This window comes from Ruegeria sp. SCSIO 43209 (assembly GCF_019904295.1).
GTDB lineage: Bacteria > Pseudomonadota > Alphaproteobacteria > Rhodobacterales > Rhodobacteraceae > Ruegeria.
The window spans coordinates 1,568,359-1,589,348 of record NZ_CP065359.1; the positions used below are offsets into that span (position 1 = coordinate 1,568,359).

Annotated in this window: 22 protein-coding genes; 7 read left to right on the plus strand and 15 right to left on the minus strand. The window is 56.9% G+C overall.

Annotated features, from left to right (window positions below; translation table 11 throughout):
- Nucleotides 1–52: 52 nt before the first annotated feature.
- On the plus strand, nucleotides 53–667 hold the full coding sequence (locus I5192_RS07925; protein ID WP_170393260.1) for a TetR/AcrR family transcriptional regulator: 615 nt from the start codon (nucleotides 53–55) through the stop codon (nucleotides 665–667).
- 11 nt (nucleotides 668–678) lie between these two features.
- On the opposite strand, the gene I5192_RS07930 is transcribed toward I5192_RS07925, so the two are convergent.
- Nucleotides 679–1,896, minus strand: coding sequence for a lipopolysaccharide assembly protein LapB (locus I5192_RS07930; protein WP_255612111.1), 1,218 nt, complete (start codon nucleotides 1,894–1,896; stop codon nucleotides 679–681).
- Nucleotides 1,897–2,135: 239 nt separating this feature from the next.
- Here I5192_RS07930 and I5192_RS07935 point away from each other — a divergent pair, with 239 nt between their 5' ends.
- The 5 genes from I5192_RS07935 (at nucleotide 2,136) to I5192_RS07955 (ending at nucleotide 7,941) form a co-directional block, all read left to right on the plus strand.
- Nucleotides 2,136–2,414 carry a hypothetical protein gene (locus tag I5192_RS07935; protein ID WP_223118129.1) on the plus strand — a complete coding sequence of 93 codons (279 nt, stop codon included), beginning with the start codon at nucleotides 2,136–2,138 and terminating at the stop codon, nucleotides 2,412–2,414.
- The gene (locus I5192_RS07940; RefSeq protein ID WP_223118130.1) at nucleotides 2,411–4,051 is read left to right on the plus strand and encodes a sulfatase-like hydrolase/transferase; all 1,641 of its coding nucleotides are present in this window, start codon (nucleotides 2,411–2,413) and stop codon (nucleotides 4,049–4,051) included. Before I5192_RS07935 ends, I5192_RS07940 begins: the two co-directional genes overlap by 4 nt.
- 99 nt (nucleotides 4,052–4,150) lie before the next feature.
- Nucleotides 4,151–5,818 carry a sulfatase-like hydrolase/transferase gene (locus I5192_RS07945; protein WP_170393264.1) on the plus strand — a complete coding sequence of 556 codons (1,668 nt, stop codon included), beginning with the start codon at nucleotides 4,151–4,153 and terminating at the stop codon, nucleotides 5,816–5,818.
- 45 nt (nucleotides 5,819–5,863) lie between these two features.
- Nucleotides 5,864–7,108, plus strand: a complete 1,245-nt coding sequence (locus tag I5192_RS07950) for a DUF3179 domain-containing (seleno)protein (RefSeq protein ID WP_223118131.1) — start codon at nucleotides 5,864–5,866, stop codon at nucleotides 7,106–7,108.
- An 80-nt stretch (nucleotides 7,109–7,188) separates the two neighbouring features.
- Nucleotides 7,189–7,941: an outer membrane protein gene (locus I5192_RS07955; RefSeq protein ID WP_255612112.1), complete on the plus strand. Its 753-nt coding sequence runs from the start codon at nucleotides 7,189–7,191 to the stop codon at nucleotides 7,939–7,941.
- A gap of 7 nt (nucleotides 7,942–7,948) precedes the next feature.
- On the opposite strand, the gene I5192_RS07960 is transcribed toward I5192_RS07955, so the two are convergent.
- The 13 genes from I5192_RS07960 to I5192_RS08020 form a co-directional block, all read right to left on the minus strand.
- On the minus strand, nucleotides 7,949–8,656 hold the full coding sequence (locus I5192_RS07960; RefSeq protein ID WP_223118132.1) for an ABC transporter ATP-binding protein: 708 nt from the start codon (nucleotides 8,654–8,656) through the stop codon (nucleotides 7,949–7,951).
- On the minus strand, nucleotides 8,656–9,387 hold the full coding sequence (locus tag I5192_RS07965; protein WP_170393267.1) for an ABC transporter ATP-binding protein: 732 nt from the start codon (nucleotides 9,385–9,387) through the stop codon (nucleotides 8,656–8,658). The genes I5192_RS07960 and I5192_RS07965 overlap by 1 nt, the downstream gene beginning before the upstream one ends.
- The gene (locus tag I5192_RS07970) at nucleotides 9,384–10,331 is read right to left on the minus strand and encodes a branched-chain amino acid ABC transporter permease (RefSeq protein ID WP_223118133.1); all 948 of its coding nucleotides are present in this window, start codon (nucleotides 10,329–10,331) and stop codon (nucleotides 9,384–9,386) included. The genes I5192_RS07965 and I5192_RS07970 overlap by 4 nt, the downstream gene beginning before the upstream one ends.
- A gap of 2 nt (nucleotides 10,332–10,333) precedes the next feature.
- On the minus strand, nucleotides 10,334–11,185 hold the full coding sequence (locus I5192_RS07975) for a branched-chain amino acid ABC transporter permease (RefSeq protein WP_223118134.1): 852 nt from the start codon (nucleotides 11,183–11,185) through the stop codon (nucleotides 10,334–10,336).
- Between the two features lie 65 nt (nucleotides 11,186–11,250).
- The gene (locus tag I5192_RS07980) at nucleotides 11,251–12,531 is read right to left on the minus strand and encodes an ABC transporter substrate-binding protein (RefSeq protein ID WP_223118135.1); all 1,281 of its coding nucleotides are present in this window, start codon (nucleotides 12,529–12,531) and stop codon (nucleotides 11,251–11,253) included.
- A gap of 96 nt (nucleotides 12,532–12,627) precedes the next feature.
- Complete coding sequence (locus I5192_RS07985; RefSeq protein WP_223118136.1) at nucleotides 12,628–13,038, minus strand: Rid family hydrolase; 411 nt, start codon at nucleotides 13,036–13,038, stop codon at nucleotides 12,628–12,630.
- The gene (locus I5192_RS07990) at nucleotides 13,035–14,216 is read right to left on the minus strand and encodes a malate dehydrogenase (protein WP_223118137.1); all 1,182 of its coding nucleotides are present in this window, start codon (nucleotides 14,214–14,216) and stop codon (nucleotides 13,035–13,037) included. Before I5192_RS07990 ends, I5192_RS07985 begins: the two co-directional genes overlap by 4 nt.
- A complete protein-coding gene (locus I5192_RS07995; RefSeq protein WP_170393272.1) occupies nucleotides 14,216–14,839 on the minus strand; it encodes a BMC domain-containing protein in 624 nt (207 codons plus the stop codon). Before I5192_RS07995 ends, I5192_RS07990 begins: the two co-directional genes overlap by 1 nt.
- On the minus strand, nucleotides 14,836–16,215 hold the full coding sequence (locus tag I5192_RS08000) for an aldehyde dehydrogenase family protein (RefSeq protein ID WP_223118138.1): 1,380 nt from the start codon (nucleotides 16,213–16,215) through the stop codon (nucleotides 14,836–14,838). The genes I5192_RS07995 and I5192_RS08000 overlap by 4 nt, the downstream gene beginning before the upstream one ends.
- A complete protein-coding gene (locus I5192_RS08005) occupies nucleotides 16,215–17,399 on the minus strand; it encodes a hypothetical protein (RefSeq protein WP_170610365.1) in 1,185 nt (394 codons plus the stop codon). Before I5192_RS08005 ends, I5192_RS08000 begins: the two co-directional genes overlap by 1 nt.
- Nucleotides 17,400–17,422: 23 nt before the next feature.
- Nucleotides 17,423–17,731 carry a BMC domain-containing protein gene (locus tag I5192_RS08010; protein WP_170393275.1) on the minus strand — a complete coding sequence of 103 codons (309 nt, stop codon included), beginning with the start codon at nucleotides 17,729–17,731 and terminating at the stop codon, nucleotides 17,423–17,425.
- A gap of 43 nt (nucleotides 17,732–17,774) precedes the next feature.
- Entirely contained in the window at nucleotides 17,775–18,041 is a 267-nt protein-coding gene (locus I5192_RS08015; protein ID WP_170393276.1) for a EutN/CcmL family microcompartment protein, read from the minus strand.
- Entirely contained in the window at nucleotides 18,041–19,333 is a 1,293-nt protein-coding gene (locus I5192_RS08020) for a glutamine synthetase family protein (protein ID WP_223118139.1), read from the minus strand. The genes I5192_RS08015 and I5192_RS08020 overlap by 1 nt, the downstream gene beginning before the upstream one ends.
- Before the next feature lie 91 nt (nucleotides 19,334–19,424).
- Between I5192_RS08020 and I5192_RS08025 the strand changes: the two genes are divergently transcribed.
- The gene (locus tag I5192_RS08025) at nucleotides 19,425–20,564 is read left to right on the plus strand and encodes an FAD-dependent oxidoreductase (RefSeq protein ID WP_223118140.1); all 1,140 of its coding nucleotides are present in this window, start codon (nucleotides 19,425–19,427) and stop codon (nucleotides 20,562–20,564) included.
- Here I5192_RS08025 and I5192_RS08030 read toward each other — a convergent pair.
- The gene (locus tag I5192_RS08030; protein ID WP_170405345.1) at nucleotides 20,561–20,911 is read right to left on the minus strand and encodes a hypothetical protein; all 351 of its coding nucleotides are present in this window, start codon (nucleotides 20,909–20,911) and stop codon (nucleotides 20,561–20,563) included. The genes I5192_RS08025 and I5192_RS08030 overlap by 4 nt on opposite strands.
- Nucleotides 20,912–20,990 lie beyond the last annotated feature (79 nt).

Sequence of the window (20,990 nt, forward strand, 5' to 3'; positions counted from 1 at the left end):
GGATTAGGCCCTAGCCGCTGCATATATATAATAAAACGCGCCTGAGGCCGGGATGACGAAACGCGGATATCACCACGGAAACCTAAAGCAAGCCTTGATGGAGGCCGCCTTATCCCTGATCGAACAGAAGGGACCGACCGGTTTTACATTGTCAGAGGCCGCAAAGACCGCTGGGGTCACTCCTGCCGCCGTTTATCGCCATTTCGAAGGGCGTGAGGACCTGATCGCCGAGGCTGCGCGGCAGGGGTTTGAGATGTTCGCCGACCTGATGCAATTTGCCTATGACAAAGGGCAACCCTCGGCACTTGCGGCGTTTGAGGCCACGGGCCGCGCCTATCTGGCCTTTGCCCGCAAGCACCCCGGCTATTATATTGCGATGTTCGAAAGCGGGATTTCAATCAATCGTACACCGGAACTGGCGCTGGCCGCGAACCGGGCCAAAAACGTGCTTGAAAAGGCCGCCAGCGATCTGTCGCAGCATATTCCGCCGGAGAAGCGTCCGCCCGCTTCGATGTTCAGCGCCCATATCTGGGCCATGAGCCATGGTGTTGTCGAACTTTTCGCACGCAATACCGGCGCAAGTTCCCCCTTCCCGCCTGAAGACCTTCTGGAGAGCGGAATTGGAATCTATCTGCGCGGTTTGGGTCTGGTCGCACAGGACGAATAAGACCCTGCCAGTCAATCACTTTCGCGGGCGGTCCCGCCGTCGATCAACGGGACTCCCGCTGCCCTCACGCCTGCAATAAGCGCATCAACCGGTTGCGACTCTTTGAATACGCGGCGTTTCAGGGCCTCCAGCGGAAAACCAGGCCAAGTTTTCTGGTAAACATTGGCGAGACGCTGTGCCTCGACTTGTTCGCCATTGTTCCAATGCGCGGCCATCAGATAGGCCGCTGATATCGGCCCAAATGGTCCTCCGCGCTCGATCGTGTCCTCGTAAGTTCGGATCGCCGCTGCATAGTCTCCGGTATGAAAATGCGCAGACCCTAGTACATTGCCAAAGACAAGCCCGCCGCTGCGTTCCGCAAGCTCTTCATACCATTCAGATTGCGCCAGGATCCGCTCGAAATTCAGAGTATAGAGTGAAATAAGTGCATCGAACTCAGCGACATGCGGATCGGTGGGGGCCAGATCAACGGCTCTGCGAGACAGGGCTGATGCCCGATCGTAATTGCCCAGTGCAAATTCCAGCCAGGCCCGCGCCGAAAGCGCCCAAGCCTCATCAGGTGCGATATCCATCGCATGGGCGCTTTTTTCATCGGCAGACTTCAAATACTTTTCTGCATCCGGTTCAAAGAACAACAAAATGGCCAGCATGGTCTCGACCTGTGCCGCTCCGGCATAGCCGCAGAAAAAGAGTGGATCTCGTTCAATCGCCGTCTCAAAAATCAGCAAAGCCGGTTGCAGGCGCGATAGGTCAACGACGGGGAACATCACATCGCGGCCAGCACTACAAAGGTTTATCGCTTCTACCCGCGCGGGAGATACGTCATAAATCGCGCTTTGCCCTCGGCCCACAGCGCTGCGAGGCTCATTCTTTGAGTAATAGCCTGATACCCAGATGCCTAAGCCAATCAAAGCCAGAAAGAACGCGATGACCAACGCGCTTCGCCGAATGCCCTGTGGGTTCTGGGCTTGCGAACTCCCCAGCGTAAATTCGGGTGCATAGCTACCGACAGGCAGTGAAATCACCACGGGATCAGCTTCGCCATCACCTCCGTAGTAAGCTTTTAGCTTTCGCCTGACACGACCCGCATCAACGCGCACAACCCCTTCCCGCTTGGTCAAGTCGTCGGCGCTGTAACCATAAACATCCATGGCAATGGTCTTGGCGCGGATCTCATCCGTGCGGCCCGCAAGCGCTTCGGTCACGACATAGCTAAGAAAGGCCCGCATTCGGGCAGATCCTTTGAAGCCACCTGAGTTCAATACCCGCTCAAGAGCACTTCGCACTTCCTCATCCGAGAAAGAAAGCGCTGTGTCACGTTGTTTGTTATCCGCCTGGGCAGTCAAGAACTATCCTTTCATGACAATGGCTTGACCCCATGGTGCTACGGTAGCATGCGGCTTAATACGTTCAAGTCATATTCTAGGGAATGCATGCTTTATGAGTAATTTCCACGAAGGCAACGCGGATGGACGAAGAAGACTTCTTTGACGCACAATTCCCGGGAACCTCCGTTCTGCTGCGAAACATGCGCGCCCAAGACAGTGAGTTCGACCGGATTTGCCTCGACTATCAGGAGATGATGACCGAGCTGGCTCAGTCTCCTCTTTCCGACACGGGCGTTCGCCCTCGGTACCTCGCGGATTTGGCGGAAACCGTTTCTGATTTGCGAAGCTCTATCGAAGCAAAGCTGTCAGACGTTCCGGGTACGCTTGGGCATATGGATAAAACGAAAGGCTTGAAATGACCCTGAAACACATTTTGCCCGCGCTAATCCTGACTGCAGGTTCGGCATATGCCCAACAGAACCCGATTATTCACGATGGTGAGTTCGAATTTCTGCGTGCCCAGTTCGGCACGGTCTGGGATGCCCAGGACATTGAGATTGACGCGAAACTGGCCGAAATCCGCGACGCAAACGGGGGCAAACCACCCAATATCCTGTACATCCTGATCGACGACATCAGCTTTGGTCAGATGGGTGATCGCAAGATGAACTACGTCATGGGCATCGAAACGCCCAGCATCAACCAGTTCGCCACCGAAGGTTTGTCGCTGATGCGAATGTACACGGAACCCTCGTGCACGCCGACACGAACGGCGATGCTGACCGGGCGACATCCGGTGCGTGCCGGTGTGACAGAAGTCAAAGTGGCTCTGGTAGGCGAAGGCCTTCCAGCCAGCGAGGTGACCCTGCCCGAGATCCTAAAAGAGGTTGGCTACAACACCGTGCATGTTGGCAAGTGGCACCAAGGTGACATCGAACAGGCCTACCCCCACAACCAAGGTTTCGATTGGGCCGCCTTCCCCCTGCATCAACAAGTTCAACTGAGCCTCATGACCCCCGAGGCGATGCGCGCGAATAACATGCTCGGATACGTGCCCGAGGGGCAGAACAATCAGTTTCTGCTGGATGAGCGTTTCAAACCCTACGGACTGGTGACTGGTGTCGAGGCAGAAGCAGGCGGCACCGCCCGAGAGGTGGATATGTCACCGGGCGAGGTCTGGACCCAAGCCAAGTATGAAGCGATGAACGAGAGGTATCAGCGTCAGGCTCTTGAGCAATTGGAGCGTGCCGCAGCCGAGGAAGAACCGTTTTTCCTGCAATATTGGCCGCTCTACCCGCTGAATTTCGTTTATTCCGAGAACGCGATCTCTCGCAACGGCGGGTTTCATGCTGACAAACTGCAACTACTGGATGGCTGGATCGGTGACCTGCTGGTCAAGCTCGAAGAAACCGGAGAAGCCGACAACACGATTGTGGTTTTGATGGCCGACAATGGACTGATGTACCACTACGAAGGAACTTCGGGGCTCAATCAACTGATCTATCGTGGCGGTAAGACCCAACATCTGGAAGGTGGCGTACGCACGGATGCATTCATTCGCTGGCCCGGAGTAATCGAGGCTGACAGCGCCGCCGGAGATATCTTTCATGTGTCTGATATCTATACCACAATGGCTCGGATCGCAGGCGCGACTGATCATATCCCGCGCGACCGCATCATCGACGGTGTCGATCAGACCGCCCTGCTGCTGAACGGTGAAGGCAACGGTCGCCGCGATTATGTATACGTCTATGAAGGCCCGGTTTTGCGCTCGGTGGTCAAGCAGGAATTCAAGATGCACCTGCCCGCGCCCGGCCAACCCGGAGCGGCGGCCCCGACCTTCAACATCTATCGTGATCCACGCGAACTGCACCCTTTGGTCGGTTACTCACTTTGGGCCGGAGCGTCGTTTCAGGACATGATCAAACGCCATCAGAAGATGATCGCGAAACACCCGCATTCCGAAATCGGGCGCGGCATCCCCTACGAGGGCATCGACAACCTGCGCCCGGAATCTGAACTGGCTCGCGATGTGTTCACCAGCTGGCAGCAGTGAAGGCTACAGAAATTCCTGTTTAAATATGATAATGTTTTAATGTGAAATCAGCGGCAGGAGTGTTTGCGTTCCGCCCAGTACATGATCGGGGGATATCGAATGAAGATTTCAGGGGTATTGGTTTTATTCGCCAGCCTTGCCGCGCGCAGCACGTTCGCGCAAGAAAACCCAATCCAACACGATGCCGAATTCTATATCTTGCAAGCACAGCGCGCAGAGCAATGGGCCCAGGATGATATGGCTGTGGATGAAGCCCTGGCTGCATTTCGCGAAGGCAACAACGGTAAGCCACCGAACATCATCAGCGTTCTGATCGATGATCTGGGATTCGGCGACATGGGGATACCCGAGTTGAACGCCGTTCGGGGTTATTCGACGCCGAATATCAACGATTTCTCCGACGACGCGATGCGCATGGTTCGGATGTATACCGAACCCTCTTGCACCCCTACTCGCGTCGCCCAAATGACAGGGCGGCTGCCTGTACGCATGGGAATGGGTGATACCACCGTTGATATTGCCGGCTTTGGCCTGCCGGGGGCAGAAGTGACGTTGGCCGAAGTGCTGAAACAGGTTGGTTACGCAACCAGCCATGTTGGCAAGTGGCACATGGGAGATATCGCGGAAAGTTGGGCGATGAACCAAGGCTTTGACTATGCGCAACACGCCATTCACCAGCAGGGTCAGCTGACAATTTTCAATGATGATGCAATCAAAGAGCAGGTCTCGGTCGCGATCAGAGATTATGATGACAAATACACGCTGGACGGTTGGTTCAGGCCGGACGCCTCAGCGATGATGACCGTCATCGAAGGCGAAACAGGCGGTCCTATTCGCGAAATTCGGATGGAGTCAGGTGAGCGCTGGAATGCGGCCAAATACGATGAGATGAACCAGGCCTTTCAGGACAAAACCTTGTCAGAGCTTGAACGTCTTGCCAGCGACGATACCCCCTTTTTCCTGCAATATTGGCCGATGATCCCTCTGGATAATACCCGCGCCGGACGTTCTGGTCCCGAAAGCGCGAATGGCGGTCTCTATGTCGACAAGATGCAACTTTTGGATCAATGGCTGGGTGATTTGTTCGCCAGCATGGCAGAGTTGGGGGTCAGCGAGAATACCATCGTCATCGTTATGGGGGACAACGGCCACTTTACCAAATACGCCCCGCAATCGGGCTATACTCCGATGATATATGCTGGTGGCAAAGGGGATACGACCGAGGGCGGTGTTCGGGTCGATGCCTTTATTCGCTGGCCGGGGATGATTCAGGCAGATGGTTTGCTGAACAGCATCATTCACGTGTCGGACCTTTATACAACGCTTTCACGTTTTGCGGGGGCCGAGCAATACATCCCGCGAGATCGTCTGGTGGATGGCGTCGATCAATCCGCAGCGCTATTGTTTGCGGACGAAGCCAAAGCGCGCAGAGATCACGTGATCATCTATTCGGTGAACAAACCCGAGGCGATCGTTAAGGACCAGCTTAAGCTCAAACTGCCGGGAGCCGGGGAAAGCGCCATTCTGGCAAAGTTCTTTGATCTCTACCGGGACACGCGCGAGGAATATTCAGTCTCGACCGAGGTTGGCGCCTGGGGCGGGCAGGAATTCGCACGCATCCTTGGCCGACACATGGCCCGCAAAGAGAAATTCCCCGACACGCCACCCGCGTATGGCGTGCCCTATGAAGGGATCGAGAACCTGCGCCCCGAAACCCAACAAGCGGTCGAGGCTTTCCTGATCAAAAGCCAATCCCCGCAGCAATAGCACGGTGTCGCCGTCGTCATTCACTCAAGTTTCTAGGATCATCACATGCTTGGATTACTCCTATTCGCACTGGGTTTAATCGGATCACTTGGGATCGGGTTCGTCTACTTCCGTGATTTGGGCGACGTGTCCCAGATGCTGTTGAAGGTAAAGCGCGAGAATATGGTGCGTTTCATCCGCAATGAATACCGCTTGATTGCCATCGGGTTGGGCGCATTTGCTCTCGCAACGCTCGCGCATTTCGCCCTGGGAGCCGGGCCGTTCTGGCTTTGGCTCATTGCCGCTTTACTTGTTCTACTTCTCTATGGCTTTCCCTATGTCTGGGTTCATCTAGGTCTGAGAAATCAGCTAAATGACGCGCAGTATTTTCCCATCGACGAGGCCCGCAAATATGTCGGGCCGACTGCCCCCGTGATGGTGATTGAGAATGACGGCCATGCCCGAGCCCATCCTGATGCACAAATCATGCGCCCACATTTGGCGGGCGACGACAAAGGGCTGGGCGGAGAAGACGTCGTGATGACCTATTGCGCCATGGCCAATCTCGGTCAGGGCTATGCGCCAAGCATCGAAGGCAAACGGCTGAACCTTGAGGTTCTCGCCCAGCATGGCAACAACCTGATCCTGCGGGACAACGATACTGGCGAGCCCATCCAGCACATATACGGTTTTCGCGAAGCGGATCGTGACACAAATGCACACGGTCTCGCGTGCCCTCTGCGGCCCGAAGCGCAGATGACACCCTGGCCAACCTATCGGATGACTTTCCGTGGATTTCAAAAGGCTTTCCCGGAAGGCGAGGTGTTTTTGAACAAACCCTCCCCAAACCCCTTGCTGCGGCTGCTGGACATGATGACCGAGATCACGTTCGGCTGGGGCATTGGCCGCCAGCATCAGGAAGAGGCTCCGGTGATGGACAACATGGACCGTTCGGACAATCGGCTGCCGAATAAAACCTATGTCTGGGGGATCACAATCGGACAGGATGCCACCTGCTGGACCGACGATTTCGTTGTCGACAACGATTGGATCGTCAACGCGCGTGTCGGCGGGCGGGATATCGTCGTCAGCCTCGATCCAAAATTTGAAAGCTTGGGCGTTTGGTACAATGACAGCGGTCAGCCCGTGACCCAATGTGACTTTTGGGGAATGTCTGATCAGGGCCAACTGCAACGGGTCGAAACTCTGCGCGCAGGCGTGTTCTGGCATGTCTGGTCCGAGTTTTTTCCTAGCACCGATATCAATCGCGTCGGAGACGGCGCAGGCAAACCCGAAGACGTGGCAGCATGAAAGAACGAACAATGCGCCTGGCTAGGTTGGCATGAGGCGACAATAGAAATCAATTCAAGGTTCTTGGCGGGAGACGGAAAATGGATGTGACAGTAAAGTGGACAGGATTGGCGCTTGGCCTCGCAATGGCAGGTTCGATGGCACCAATGGCCTTGGCCCAACAGTCGGACTGGTCATATGAGGCCTCAATCTATCTTTTCATGCCGGAAACTGAGACCTCACTCAGCACACCGATGGGTACACTGGATGGCACCCTGAGTTTTTCCGATGCGTTGGACAATCTCGATTTTGCCTTCATGGCCGCGTTTGCCGCCACAAATGGCCGGTGGTCCCTGTTGGCCGACTATAACTATACCAATCTGTCTTTCAGCAGTGACACTCCCGGCCCTGCCAGCTCAGGCTTGGACACATCCTTTACCACGCAATTTCTCAGCGGCTATGTCGGCTATAGGGTCTACGAGGATCAAACCGCGAATGTGGATATTGTCGGTGGATTCAGGTGGTTCAGCACGGAAACCGACTTTGAATTGCAACCAGGCGCGGCCCCCGGCCGTCGAACAACGGTTGATTCAAGCTGGACCGATCCCGTGATCGGGGCCCGCGCACGCGTCAAGTTCTCGGACAAATGGTCAGGAACTGGGTTTGTAGACTATGGCGGCTTCCGCAGTGGCAGCGAGACATGGCAGGTTCTGCTGACAGCCGACTATGCGATTAATGATCGTTGGCTGATCCGCGGTGGATACCGCTATATCTCATTCGACCACGATATCGACGGAAACGATTTCAAGTTCGACCAATCCGGTCCACTGATTGGCGCGACCTACCGCTTTTGAGCGGCTTTTAGTGACCGCCAAAGTAAGCCTCGAGCAATCGCTTATCATTCCGCAACTCGTCTGCGGTGCCTGATGTCTGCATGTGTCCTGACTCGAGCACGTAAATCCGGCTCGCCAGCGAAAGCGCGAAATTGGCGTTTTGCTCGGTGATTACAACTGTCAGCCCGTATTCCTTGTTGAGCTTGCGCACCACCTCGGCGATTTCGTGACAGATTTTTGGGGCCAGACCAATCGTCGGTTCGTCGACGAGCAACAGCTCGGGGCTGGTCATCAGCGCGCGTCCGAACGAGACCATCTGACGTTCCCCGCCCGACTGGGTCGAGGTCTCCTGCCCTTCCCTCTCTTCGAGACGCGGGAACAGACTGTGTACCATTGCCAGATTGCTCTGGATGTCTTCGCGGGCCGTGAAGGCACCGACCATTAGGTTGTCACGCACCGACATATAGGGAAACAGGTTAAAGCGTTCGGGCGCATAACCCACGCCATGTCGTACAATTTCGGAAGGCGTCCGACCGGCAAGGCTGTGCCCCCTGAGCCGGATATCGCCCTCGATTTTGACTAGCCCCATGATGCTGTCCAGCAAGGTCGATTTTCCAGCCCCATTTGGACCCACCACAGCGACAATCTCACCGGGTTGGACGGTGATCGAGATGTCGGTCAGCGCTTGCGCCTTGCCATAGAATGCCGACAGGTTTTCGATTTCCAGATACGACATTACGCGCCCCCCAGATACGAGGCCTGAACAGCCTTGTCGTTCATGACTTCGCTGAACGAGCCCTCGGCAATCATGGTGCCCCGTTCAATGGCGATCGCACGGTCGACCAATGGCTCAAGCGCAGGCAAATCATGGCTGACGATCAGAAAAGTCATCCCATCTTTGCGCATCGACTGAATGAGATCAGAGATTTGGGCGATCTCTCCTGTGGTGAGACCCGCAAACACTTCATCCAGCAGCATCACCTTGGGCGCGGTTGCCATTGTGCGCGCCATCTCAAGTTTACGCAGATCACCCATGGCCAGTTCTGTCGGCGCGCGTTTCAAGTCCGCTTCTGTAAACCCGACGCTGAGCGCAAGCTCTCGCTCACGTTCTTTATCTGGGGGTGAGACGATCATCTGCCAGATATTGTCGGGCATTAGGCCAACCCGGATATTTTCGGCAACGCTCATATCACCAAACGGGCGTGGGATCTGATAGGTTCGGCTGACCCCGGCCCGAATGCGTTGTGGCGTCGACAGTGTCGAAATCTCCTGCCCGAACAGTTCGATCGTTCCGCCGTTTTGCCGCAACTCACCCATGATCTGGCTGAACACGGTCGTCTTGCCTGCCCCGTTGGGACCGATCAATCCAAGCGACTCGCCCTCTTTGAGAGAAAACGACAGATCATTCGTCGCGACTAATCCGCCGAAACGTTTTACCAGACCTGAAACCTGTAACGCCACGCTCATGTCGTCCGCCCCTTGCCCAGGCCTTTGAAACCACGCCGAACCAGCTCAACAATGCCTTTCGGCTGATACATATAGAGGAGCAGCGCTATAGCTCCGTAGACGAAATACCGTTCGGCGCCAGGAAGGACCGGTCGCAGATACTCCAACAGGAATGTCATGAAGAACGCGCCGATCATGGGGCCGATGATGGTCGAGGTTCCACCCAGAAGTGCCGCGACAATGATGGTGAACAAGAAGTTGATATCAAACAGCGCACGTGGAGCAAGCGATCCCAGATAGTGGACATAGAACGCCCCGCCTAGACCCGCAATCATAGCGCTTGTCAGAAAGGCAAACGCCTTAAGGCGCGTGGTGCTGAGGCCCGAGCCCCGCACACTTTCCTCGTTCATGCCAATCGCAGACAAGGCGGTTCCAAGCCTCGTCTTCATCAATAGCCACATACTGACAGCGATCGCCAGCATCAGCGTCGTCGACAGATAATACCCGTTCGCCGCGCCGCGCGTCAGCGTTTGAATGCCCGACATGCCGCGCGTTCCGCCGGTCAAGTCGGGACGAATGACTTGAACCAGTTGATATAGCAGCTCCATAAAGGCCAGCGTGACCAGTGCGAAATAGCTGCCCCGAATTCGCAAGGCTGGCAGCAACACCAGCAGGCCCGCGATCATGGTGACAACAACAGCAATCGGGATTGATACCTCAACAGCGACATCGAACCGCTTGGTCAGGATTGCAGTGGTATAGGCCCCGATACCGATCAGAAAAGGATGCCCAAAGCTCACATACCCTGTTCTGCCCGACAGCACGTCCCAACTGATGGCAAAGATCGCCAGATAGTTGGCAAAGATCATTGTGCGCAATGTCCCGTTCGAGACGACTTGCGGCAGCAGGAACATTCCCGCGATCAAGCCGCCCCAAAGCGCAAAGTGATACCAGCGTAGCCCCATGATCACAGCTCCTCTCGGCCAAACAGGCCTTGCGGTCGCGTAACCAGCACGCCGATGATCAGAAGCATTGTGAATACTCCGCGCAACTCTGGTGCAAGCGTCGCCACAACGATGACTTCGAGGAAGCCCACAATATGCGCCACCACCAAAGTGCCCAGGATCGAGCCGATCCCACCAACGATAACCACAGCCACCGAAATGATTAGCGGTGCCACCCACATGGATGGCGATAGCTGAGTGTAGCTGGCAAAGAAGACGCCTCCGATTGCGCCTAGTGCGCCCGAGATACCCCATGTGATCAGGTTGATGCGATCCGGGTCGATCCCGGAAATTGCAGCGCCCTTGGCATCCATTGAAACCGCCTGCATCGCCCGTCCGGTATGGGTCAGCCGGACAAATGCATAGAGCCCCAGCAGAATGGCCCAGCTAATGAGTGTCGCGATCAAGATATTATACGTGACCGAAGCGCCAGCTACGTTGATCACCCCGGGAACAATCGGCAAAAGGATTTTGCTGCTGTCGCCAAAAACCAAAACGATGCCTGCCTGAATGACGACTGCAAGGATCAGCGTCGAAATCTCGACAGACACATGATCCCCTTTGAGCGTTTTGACGATCAGGCGATATTTCAAGACGCCCATAAGCACACCTAGCGCGGCGGCCACGGCAACCCCCATGAGCTTAGGCATCCCAAGCGATTGCGATATCCAAAAGTAAATATAGCCGCCGACCATCAGATATGCGCCATAGGCAAGATTCAGGACACGACCGATGCTGAAGATCAGCGTGAACCCCATAGCAATGAGCGCGTAGAGACCGCTGAGCAAAAGCCCCTGAATCAGTATCTGCAACATGTGTTGATCCTTGGCTGCGGGCGCGCGCCACCGCGCACCCGTTTCAAGCTATGGTTGGGTCAGGATTACTGCTTAACCCAGCTGGGAAGCGTGAACTCGCCCGTCGCGTATTTCTCGGGGTACACAACTGCGGCAGTGCCGTCTTCATACCACTGAACAACGACCATTGACGGGGCCGCATCATCAAACGGCTCGGACAGATCAAAGCGAATGTTGTGAGGATAGGTGCGGCCTGTCACAGGCTCGACCTCATCATCGCCCCAGAAGGCGTAGCGCAGCCAAAGCTGACCATCCATCTCAAGAACCAGATCCTGCTTCTTCATTGCGTCGGCCCAGCCTTCGACATTGTCGAAGCCACCCGCCTCTTCCGCGGCAGCCATAGCCTGTTTCAGACCGTGGTAGGCGTTGAAACCATTGAAATGCGGCAGCAGTGGGCGGCTGTCATACTTGGCCTGATAGGTGTCGACAAAGGTCTGGCTTGCCGGGTCAAGTTTGAACCCTACAGACGGGATCGGTGACAGGGTCGAGATGCCGCCCCCGGCTCCGCCAGTGTCTTCCCAATATTCCATACCCAATGCAGCTACGTTCACGCCTGTCATCGCCATGGGCACCTGCAGTTTCACATATTGCGACGAGACCACCTGAGAATTTACGGATGAGACCTGGTAGATGAAATCCGCCCCTGTATCCTGCGCGCGGCTGAAGATCGGCGCGAAATCAACGGTGGCAACATCATAGGTGATGATGTCCTTGACCTCGATCCCCGCAACCGGCGCAAGCGCCTCGGTCACCAATCCGGTGATCGCTTCGCCAAACGCTGTATCCTCAGCCAGAATGACAACGGAGTCCCAACCCATCTTTTCCTTCAGGACGTCGGCACCAAAATTTATATAGAGCGTGGCAAGCGCCTCGTCTGAGGCGATGTTCATAAAATATGGTGCCATGCTTTCGGGATCTTCGACCACCATGTCGATGATGCCGATATATGACGTCCACGTGTCCAGCGTCGGAATCCGGTATTCCTGCATTCGCGGCAGCCAGCCCAACGAAACATCATCGATAGAGCCTGAGATGATGAAATCTACTTCCTCGGTTTCCGCCAGATATTCATAGGCCCGCACCCCTTCGGTCGGGTCCTGCCCAGTGTCGGCGGACACCAGCGTGATCTGTTCCCCCATAACGCCGCCATTCGCATTAAGCTCTTCAATCGCGATCTCTGCACCACGCAGCGTCGACAGACCGGTGTCTGAGGAAAGAGATCCAATAAAGCCCACCTTGATTTCAGCTGCGGCCGCCGAGGCCACAAGCGCGATACATGTTCCGCTGAGTAGCGCTGTCTTGATCATCACATTAGCTCCCTGTGTCTTATTGTGCCCTTCTTGTATTCTGTATACAGTACACAAGACGATAGTTCGATCAAATCCTTTCTTGGTGACTCATGTTCAGATTCCGCTGATTTCGCCGTTTACGTCGTGAATTACCGCATCCACATCTATTTCCACCGTCAATCCAGGCTGCGTAAGCCCCGCTTGAACGGCTGTCAGAACCGGATCGATATCTTTGAATACCTCTCCGTGAACGCTCGCGAATTCACCCGCGCGCGACAGATCGGTCAGATACGCGCGGACCCGGCCTACATGGCGCATCTCGGCACCGACGGCCTTAAGCGCCTCTTCTATACGGGACAGAATGTATTTTGTCTGGGCTCCCACATCTCCTGGCGCATGAATACGCCCGCTGGGTTCGATCGCTGTGGTCCCTGCGACCCAAACGAAGGGACCGATGCGCTTTGCGCGGGAATAAGACGCAACTTCTTCGAACCGCCCGCCTGACTTCCAGATGCGGAGGGTCACAGGCCTAACCTCGACCGGATGGCATCCGCCGCTTTCTGCAAGGCTGCTTGTTCTTGATCGGTCAGCCGCAACTCCTCGACTTCGACCAACCCGGAAGACCCCAGATGGGCAGGAACACCAAGCACAACCCCATCGATGCCATATTCCCCCTGCAACATGACCGAGACCGGAACCGGGCCGGTGCGTGCGCCCCGGATATGGTCGATCAACTCGATCGACGCGTGCGCCGGTGCTATGGTTGCGGAACCGGATTTCTTCAGGGCAACTACCTGCCCACCGCCGGTCACGGCGTCCTGAACGCAAGCCTCAATCTGATCAGGCGATAAAAACACATCCAATGCCCTGCCCTTAATTTTGGCCCCGCTTGGGATTGGCGCCATCTCGTCCCCGTGGCTTCCGAGCGTGAAGGCCTCGACATCAGCGGGCGCTACTCCCGCAGCCATAGCAAGGGCGTTGCGAAACCGGCTGCTGTCCAGAGTACCGGCCATGCCCAGCACTCTTTCACGAGGGAACCCGGTTGCGCGCAGCATTTCTACGGTCATTTCGTCAAGCGGATTGGTCACCACGATGACGATGGAATCAGGCGCAGCGGAGCGTATGGCCTCAGCGGCCTGGCGGATCACGCGCGCATTCACGTCGATCAGATCCGCGCGGCTCATACCCGGACGCCGGGCACGGCCTGCGGTTACCACGACCACCTCAGCCCCTGACACAAGGTCCAGCGACTCGCCACCAACACATCGTGCCCGTGCGCCGGTAATGCCTGACGTGTGGTTCAGATCCAACGCCGTAGCAGCGGCCATTCCGGGCGCAATATCGATCAGCGCGATCTCATCCGCGATATCCTGCATCGCCGCCAGATGCGCCACATTGCCCCCGACGCCCCCTGCCCCGATCATGGCAAGTTTGCCAAGCCTTCGGGCCTTGCGTTTCGAACGCACCGGAGCAACCCATTTGGGCGAGCGGCGATACAACACACGCTGCATTGAAATAGCAGCGTCTGTACGCGTTGATTGTGGCTTTTCCAGCGGTCCGTCGACAAGCTTTATGCCAACACGCTCGGCAGTTTCGCGTGCCAAGGCCGTCACGATATCGTCGGGAAGGACTTCAAACACGATCCGACCGCGACGGCGGGCATCTTCGACCGCCTCTGAACCTATGACGCGCGGCGCTGCCATCAGTTGGCTTGCCCGTCCACCGCCTCTATCGCGCGGGTTGCGGCCTCGACGGCGGTCTTGACCGAGTTTTCAGACCCCGAGATGAACAGGCGGCCAAACCGCCCCACGGCGCGCACTTCGACAATATCGATCTCTGCCGCCTTCTCCGCTTCATTCGCGGCAATCGAGATATAGGCTGCCGGGGCACATTCGACGATGCCCAGCGTCTGCCCTGGAACGATCAGAGCCCCTTTGCGCCATTTGTTCAGCAGTTGCGCCTGATAGGGTTCGACGCTGGTGATAATCTGCGTGGAACTGATCGCCGGTTTCAACCGGTCAGACATTGTTGCGCCGAGCTCGGCCAGCATCGCATCGCGCGCGGCGGACACCTCCGCATTCGACGGAGACCGCAGGATAAAGAACCCGAACTCGCGCTCGACCATTTGTGTTGTCGCCTCAACCGAAGATGCCTTGAGCGCCCGGTCGATCAGCGAGAATACTCCGTTACCCGGCGCAAACTCTCCGATCAAAACCGTATCCCCGGACAAGGGCACCGACCCTTGCACCGTCGCACCGTTATAGGCGGCGAATTTTGGTTGCAGGTTGTCGATCTGCATCAGCGCCCGGATAGTAATCTCGCTCATGCGCCATACTCCTCGTAAATGTCGCGCCAGGGTCTGCTTTCATAGGCTACCCGTTTGATGTTGATGAGATGCAGGGCCGTCACATTGTCCGAAGTGATCGAACCTGACCACGTGCCGGTGCCCAGCATGAAGGATGGTTCCAGATCAGTCGAATATCCCATACCGCCCATGATGCCCGGTGTATTCACCAGTACCCGACCCGTCGGCACGGTGGCAAAACGGGCCACGATCTCAGGGTCGTCCGAATGGATGACCGAGGAATGACCCCAGCCTTCGAACTTGGCGATGGATTGTGCCAGCTCGATCCCATGGTCTGTGGATTTCGCCGCGTAGAACGCCAGAACGGGGTTCAGCTTTTCTGCAGACAGCGGGCGCTGCCAACCTACTTCAGTTTCTTCCGAAACAAGGCACCGGGTGCGTGGTGGGATGGAAAAACCGGCAGCATCCGCCAGCGCCTGCGGGCTTTGCCCCACCTTCTCAGGGTCCATGGCCTGCACGCCTTTGAAGATCACCCCGGCAAGTCGATCCGCTTCGGCCGGTGTGCAGAAATAGGCACCTTTCAATTTAAGCTCGTGGCGCAAATCACGTGCGATCTCGGGATCAGCGACGACGGCCTGCTCACTGACGCAGGCGGTCCCGTAGTCAAAGCTCTTCGAAGTCACGATCATCTCGGCGACTTCCGCCAGATCGCGTGCTTTCGACTTGTGTACGTAACACGGCACGTTGCCCGCACCGACCGCGAGCGTGGGTTTGCCGCTGGAATACGCCGCTTTGACCATGGCAGGACCACCGGTTGCCATCACAACCGAGGTACGGCGGTGTTTCATCAACTCGGCTGTGCCCTGAATTGTCACGGAATCCAGACATTGGATTAGACCCGTGGGCGCACCCATTTGCTCTGCCACGCGCGCCATAATTCGCACCGTTTCGATGCCACAACTCACGCCACGTGGATGCGGCGCGCACACGATCGCATTGCCTGCCTTCACCGCAGAAAGCACTTTGTAGATGATCGTTGAAGTGGGGTTCGTCACCGGGATCAGAGCTGCCACAACGCCCATCGGTTCACCGAAGGCTGCGATCTTTGTCGCATCATCGCGCCAAAGCAATCCCAGCGTTGTCACATCTCTTAGATAATCCGCGACTGAAAGCGCGTTGAACAGGTTCTTGACGCGCTTGTCCGGCACATTCCCATATCCGGTTTCCTCGACGGCCATTTGCCCCAGCCGTTCGGCCTCGGGCTCGATGGCGCGCGCCATGGCGTCGACTATTGCGTCTACCTGCGCCGGGTCGGTGCCCAGAAAGGCGCGATAAGCCTCGAAAGCGCTATCTGCGGCACGCCGTGCGGCGGCGATTGATTTCAGATCTGCATCCATCAAGAAGCTCCGGTGACGATGGTGTCAAAGATACGGCGCGCTTGATCAACGTCGCCCGCTGAAACCCCGATGGCTTCGAGGCGCCGTCCGGCGGCAGCCACATCCGCCCCCAAAATTCGGTCGGACATCGCGATTAGGCTGTTCGTCAACGGGCTCGGGATACCCGCAAGCTCACCCGCTGAGACCAAAGGTACAAGCGAGCCCAACACGCCATCCCGCATCATACCGCGCGACGTTTGCTGATCCGGGATCGGACGCGCGCCCGAGCCACGTTCGGCGCCGGCAAAGGTGGCTATCCACTGCCCTGTCTCCGGCAGGTTGCGAACTCCAAACGCAGCAGCAATGCGTCGCCGTTCGTCTGCAAGCCCCTGAATGACCTCCGTCTGGTCCGGACCAATCAGAGACGCAAAGGTCTGGTTATCCTCAAGCTGAACACCACCCATTGGAATGTCAGGACCACCTGTCCCCATTGCGGCACCGCCGAGGATCAGCGCAGGTATCTCGACTGCGGCCGACAGATCGTTGAAGCCGCACGACAAAACCGAGTCGACCGCCTGAACGTTGGACAAATAGGCGGACACGGCGTCCAGAACCTCTTCCCGACCGCGCGGCAAGGTTGCCGCAGCCATCGGTGCCGCCTGCGAAAGCGTCAAAGCTGCGCCCTCGGAACGGAACCAGTATGGCAGACCCTGAACCTCGACCAGCGTGACGTCCGCCGCGCAGCCTCCGATCCGCAATAGCCAGGCTGTTTCCACAGCCCCCAAAGATCGTCCCGGCGCAAGGACCAAGATTTGCCCGTCGCTGAGGTGATCGGCCAGCACCATCGCATAAGTGCGCTGTTTGTGAAGCGGTCCGGTCAGGAATATCACCTGTGCATCGCGCACCGCTGCATCCAGCTCAGCGGTTGTGCGCACCGACGGCCCATCCCGATCGACTTGATAGGTCCCGACCGGACCTTCACCGCGAAGCGAAATGCCCGAGGACTGGGCCAACAGCGACAGTTCGGCCCCATAGGCCGAAAACAGGGTGACCTCAGCCCCTTCGGCAAGGCAAAGAGCGGCCAACAGGCGTGCATCAGCCCCGCCGCCCAACACCGATATCCGGTCGAGCTTGGGATGTTCAGGTGCACCCCGGGTTGAGCCACGTGTCGCTGCACGTGTGAATTCCTCGAAACCGGCTGACATAGCGTCTCCTCAAGACAGACGGATTAAGCCGCAGAGCCAGCACCAAGGCTGTCGATTATGGCCTCAAGTTCATCATGTGGGCGCGCGATCACGTGGACGGATACGACTTCACCCACTTTGTTTGCCGCTGTCGCTCCGGCATCCGCGGCGGCTTTGACTGCGCCGACTTCACCACGCACAAGGGTGGTGACTAGGCCTCCGCCAGCCTTGGTTTGGCCGACAATCGAAACGCTGGCCGCCTTGACCATCGCATCTGCCGCTTCGATCGCGCCGACCAGTCCGCGCGTTTCGATCATGCCCAGGGCCATTTGCCCCGCCACTGGTTTCGCCATTTTTCGTTCCTCCAAAGAAATTTAGATGTTTGGTGTTCTTGGTTCAGGTCGTGGACACGCGATCCACAATCGCGATGATCGCCAGATCGACGGGCGCGGTGGACAGACCGGCGGCCATACGCGCCGCCGAGCCGTTGACCAGCAGAACCGTATCCCCCACCCCGGCACCGCAGGTGTCGACGGCGACCCGCGCCGGTTCGATCACCTTGCCTTTGCTATCGACCAAATCCGTCACCAGCAGTTTCGTACCGACCAGTTTTGCGTCTTTGGCCGTGGCTGTGACGGTCCCGGCGACCTTGCCCAAATGCATCAGAAGGTCCTCAGGTAACGGTCCAACTCAACCGGAGTGACCTGTTGATTGAAGAATTCAAGCTCGCGCTCGGCCTGTTGCAATACCAACTCCCACAGCATTTCGCCCATGAGATCGCGAAGCCATTCGGATCCTCGCGCCAGTTCGATCGCCGTTGGCAAGTCGGTCGGGATCGGATCGCCGATCCCTTCTTCGTAACCGTTGCCGGTTGTCGGCTCTGACGGAGCCAGGCCCTGCTCGATCCCGTCCAGCCCCGCTGCAATCTCGGCCGCCAGCAGAAGGTAGGGATTGGCATCTGCACCAGCGTCACGTTTTTCTACGCGCACCGCGCTGTCGGATCCTTCAATGACCCGAATACCAACGGTCCGGTTGTCATAACCCCAGCTCGTGTTGATCGGGCAGAAAGTATAAGGCTGACGGCGTCGATAACCATTGACGGTGCCACTGCCACAGATTGCCGTTTCGCACATGCGTTGTTGCAGCCCGGCGATGAAGGATTTGCCGGTATCGTTTACCTTGCCGTTATCGGCAAAGACATTCTTGCCGTCTTTCCAAAGCGAGTAGTGTGTGTGGAAGCCGTTGCCGGACTGATCGAAGAACGGTTTTGGCATGAAGGTTGCCAGATAGCCGTGGGCGATGCCCAGCTGGCGGATCAGCGACTTAAACAAGACGACACGATCTGCCGCTGCCAGCGCTTCGCCGTAACGGATATTCACCTCAATCTGACCCGCAGCGTATTCGGGGTTCGATTGCTCGATTGGAATACCGCACTCGTTGATCTGTTGGCGGATCGGCCCAACGATGTGCTCCATCCGCGCAGCACGGCCCAGACCGTAGACCTGGATCCCGCTATCGCGCGGCTGTCCGGTCTCCGGATCCAGTAGATAGAATTCAAGTTCAGTACCGACATTGACCTCGAACCCCATTTCGCGGGCCCGTTCAACTTGACGCACCAACGCCTGACGCGGATCGATCGGAACAGGCTTGTGATCCATACCTTCCGCCCGACCAAAGCAAACAGCGACGCCTGGCTCCCACGGCACAGCGACGGGCTGGGTCATTGGGAAGACGTGCATATCGGGGTAGCCGTTGTCGAAATTGACATAAGGCGTATCCCAGACGTCGCACGTCATATCGATCGCCATCAATGCAATCGACAGCGCATTGCCGCTTTTGCAGACGTGGTCCCAGTGGCTGGCCGGAATGCGCTTGCCACGCATGATGCCGTTGAGGTCACCCACACCAAGTATGACGGTGTGCGTGCCTTCGGGCAGATCAAATCCCGAACTCATTGATGCGCTCTCCCTGTTTTTTGCTTTATAATTGTTGTATTCTGTATACAGTATTCACAAAGACAATCGATAAACAAGGAAAATCTGCATCATGTCCAAGAACTCGGTCATCGTTGTCGGAGGCGGCATCGTCGGCGTCATGACGGCGCTTACACTGCAACGACGTGGTGAGGCAGTGACTTTGATAGATCGCTGGGAACCGGGACATTCCCGTGCATCTTCAACGGATTACAACCGTGTCATCCGTGCGATTTCCGGGCGGGACGAGTTCTATACACGTTGGGCCCGCGAAAGCCGCTTGCGCTGGCTGGAACTGCAAGCCGAGAGCGGCCAGAACCTGATGTATGAATGCGGTGCGCTGATTCTTGCAACAGGCGGTCATTGCGACTGGGAGAACGCCACAGCCGAAACCTTCGACCGCGTTGGTGTGCCCTACTACAAGTTCGGGCGGCAGGACATCGAATCGCGATTTCCGCAGTTTCGCGTTCCTGACATCGAATACGCCCTGTTCGAACCCGAAGCCGGAATGCTGATGGCGCATCGCTGCGTCCTGACCGGGCTTGAGCTGTTTCGTCGAGCGGGCGGGATCGTACAGCGCGGTCGCGTGACCACCGATGGATCAGAGTGCCCAATGCTGGATGGAAAGCCGCTTGAGGCTGATCTTATCATTGTCTCAACCGGCCCCTGGATGGCGGACATGTTCCCCAGGACGATCAAGCCGATATCGACGGTGGTTGGTGTGAATGTCCTCTATACCTCAACGCCAGATGGGTCCGAGGAGTTCGATATGAGCCGGATGCCCTGCTGGATCGATCATGGTCAGGGCTCATTCGGGCTACCCTCATCCGAAGGTTCAGGCGTGAAAGCCGCGGTCGTCATCCCGGACAAGATCGATCTGGACAATGACGAAAGGCTAATCCGACAGGAAACGCTAGGACGCACTCGCAGCTACATCCGTCATCGTCTTCCGGGCCTTGAAGGTGAGCGGGTAGTGGATTCCAAATTCAACCAGATCATCCTGACACCTGACACGCACTTTATTGTCGACTGGCACCCCGAGCATGAAAACGTGCTGTTCGCCGGAGGCTGCTCGGGACATCTGTTCAAACACGCGCCGGTTTTTGCAGAGTTTGCGGCAGGTGTTGGAATGAAGGATTTCGGAACGGCTGATCGTTTCAAGATCACTGGTCGAAGAAAACTGAGCCCAAAAGAAAGTCCAAGCGGGCGTTAACCTTCTGAAAGCGCCGCATAGAGCCCTGAATTCGGGCACTTTTCCTGAGGCAGGCGAACACCTGATCGAATTGCATCTCGGCAGGTCTTTGCTTGGCGACAATGTCCACATTTTTCCGCCAACTCAAGGCCAAGCTCAGGATGGGCCTTAAGATCATCTTCACTCAGGCCAAACTGACTAGCCATCGAGAGTATACGCTCTCGCGCGTTGGGCGCGCCAGAACGCAACATGGCCAAATCAGTGCGGGACAGGCCGAGATCCGATAGCTCCAGATCGCTGATACTTCCCTCGCGTGGAGCATTCACAATCCGCGCAATCCTCTCAAAGAAATCCTTGTATCCCGTCATTGCCAAATCTCCCAACCGATTGCGTATACAGTATACATAGTGCGGCTTGGCTGGACTTGATTAGGATCAAGAGCCGCTC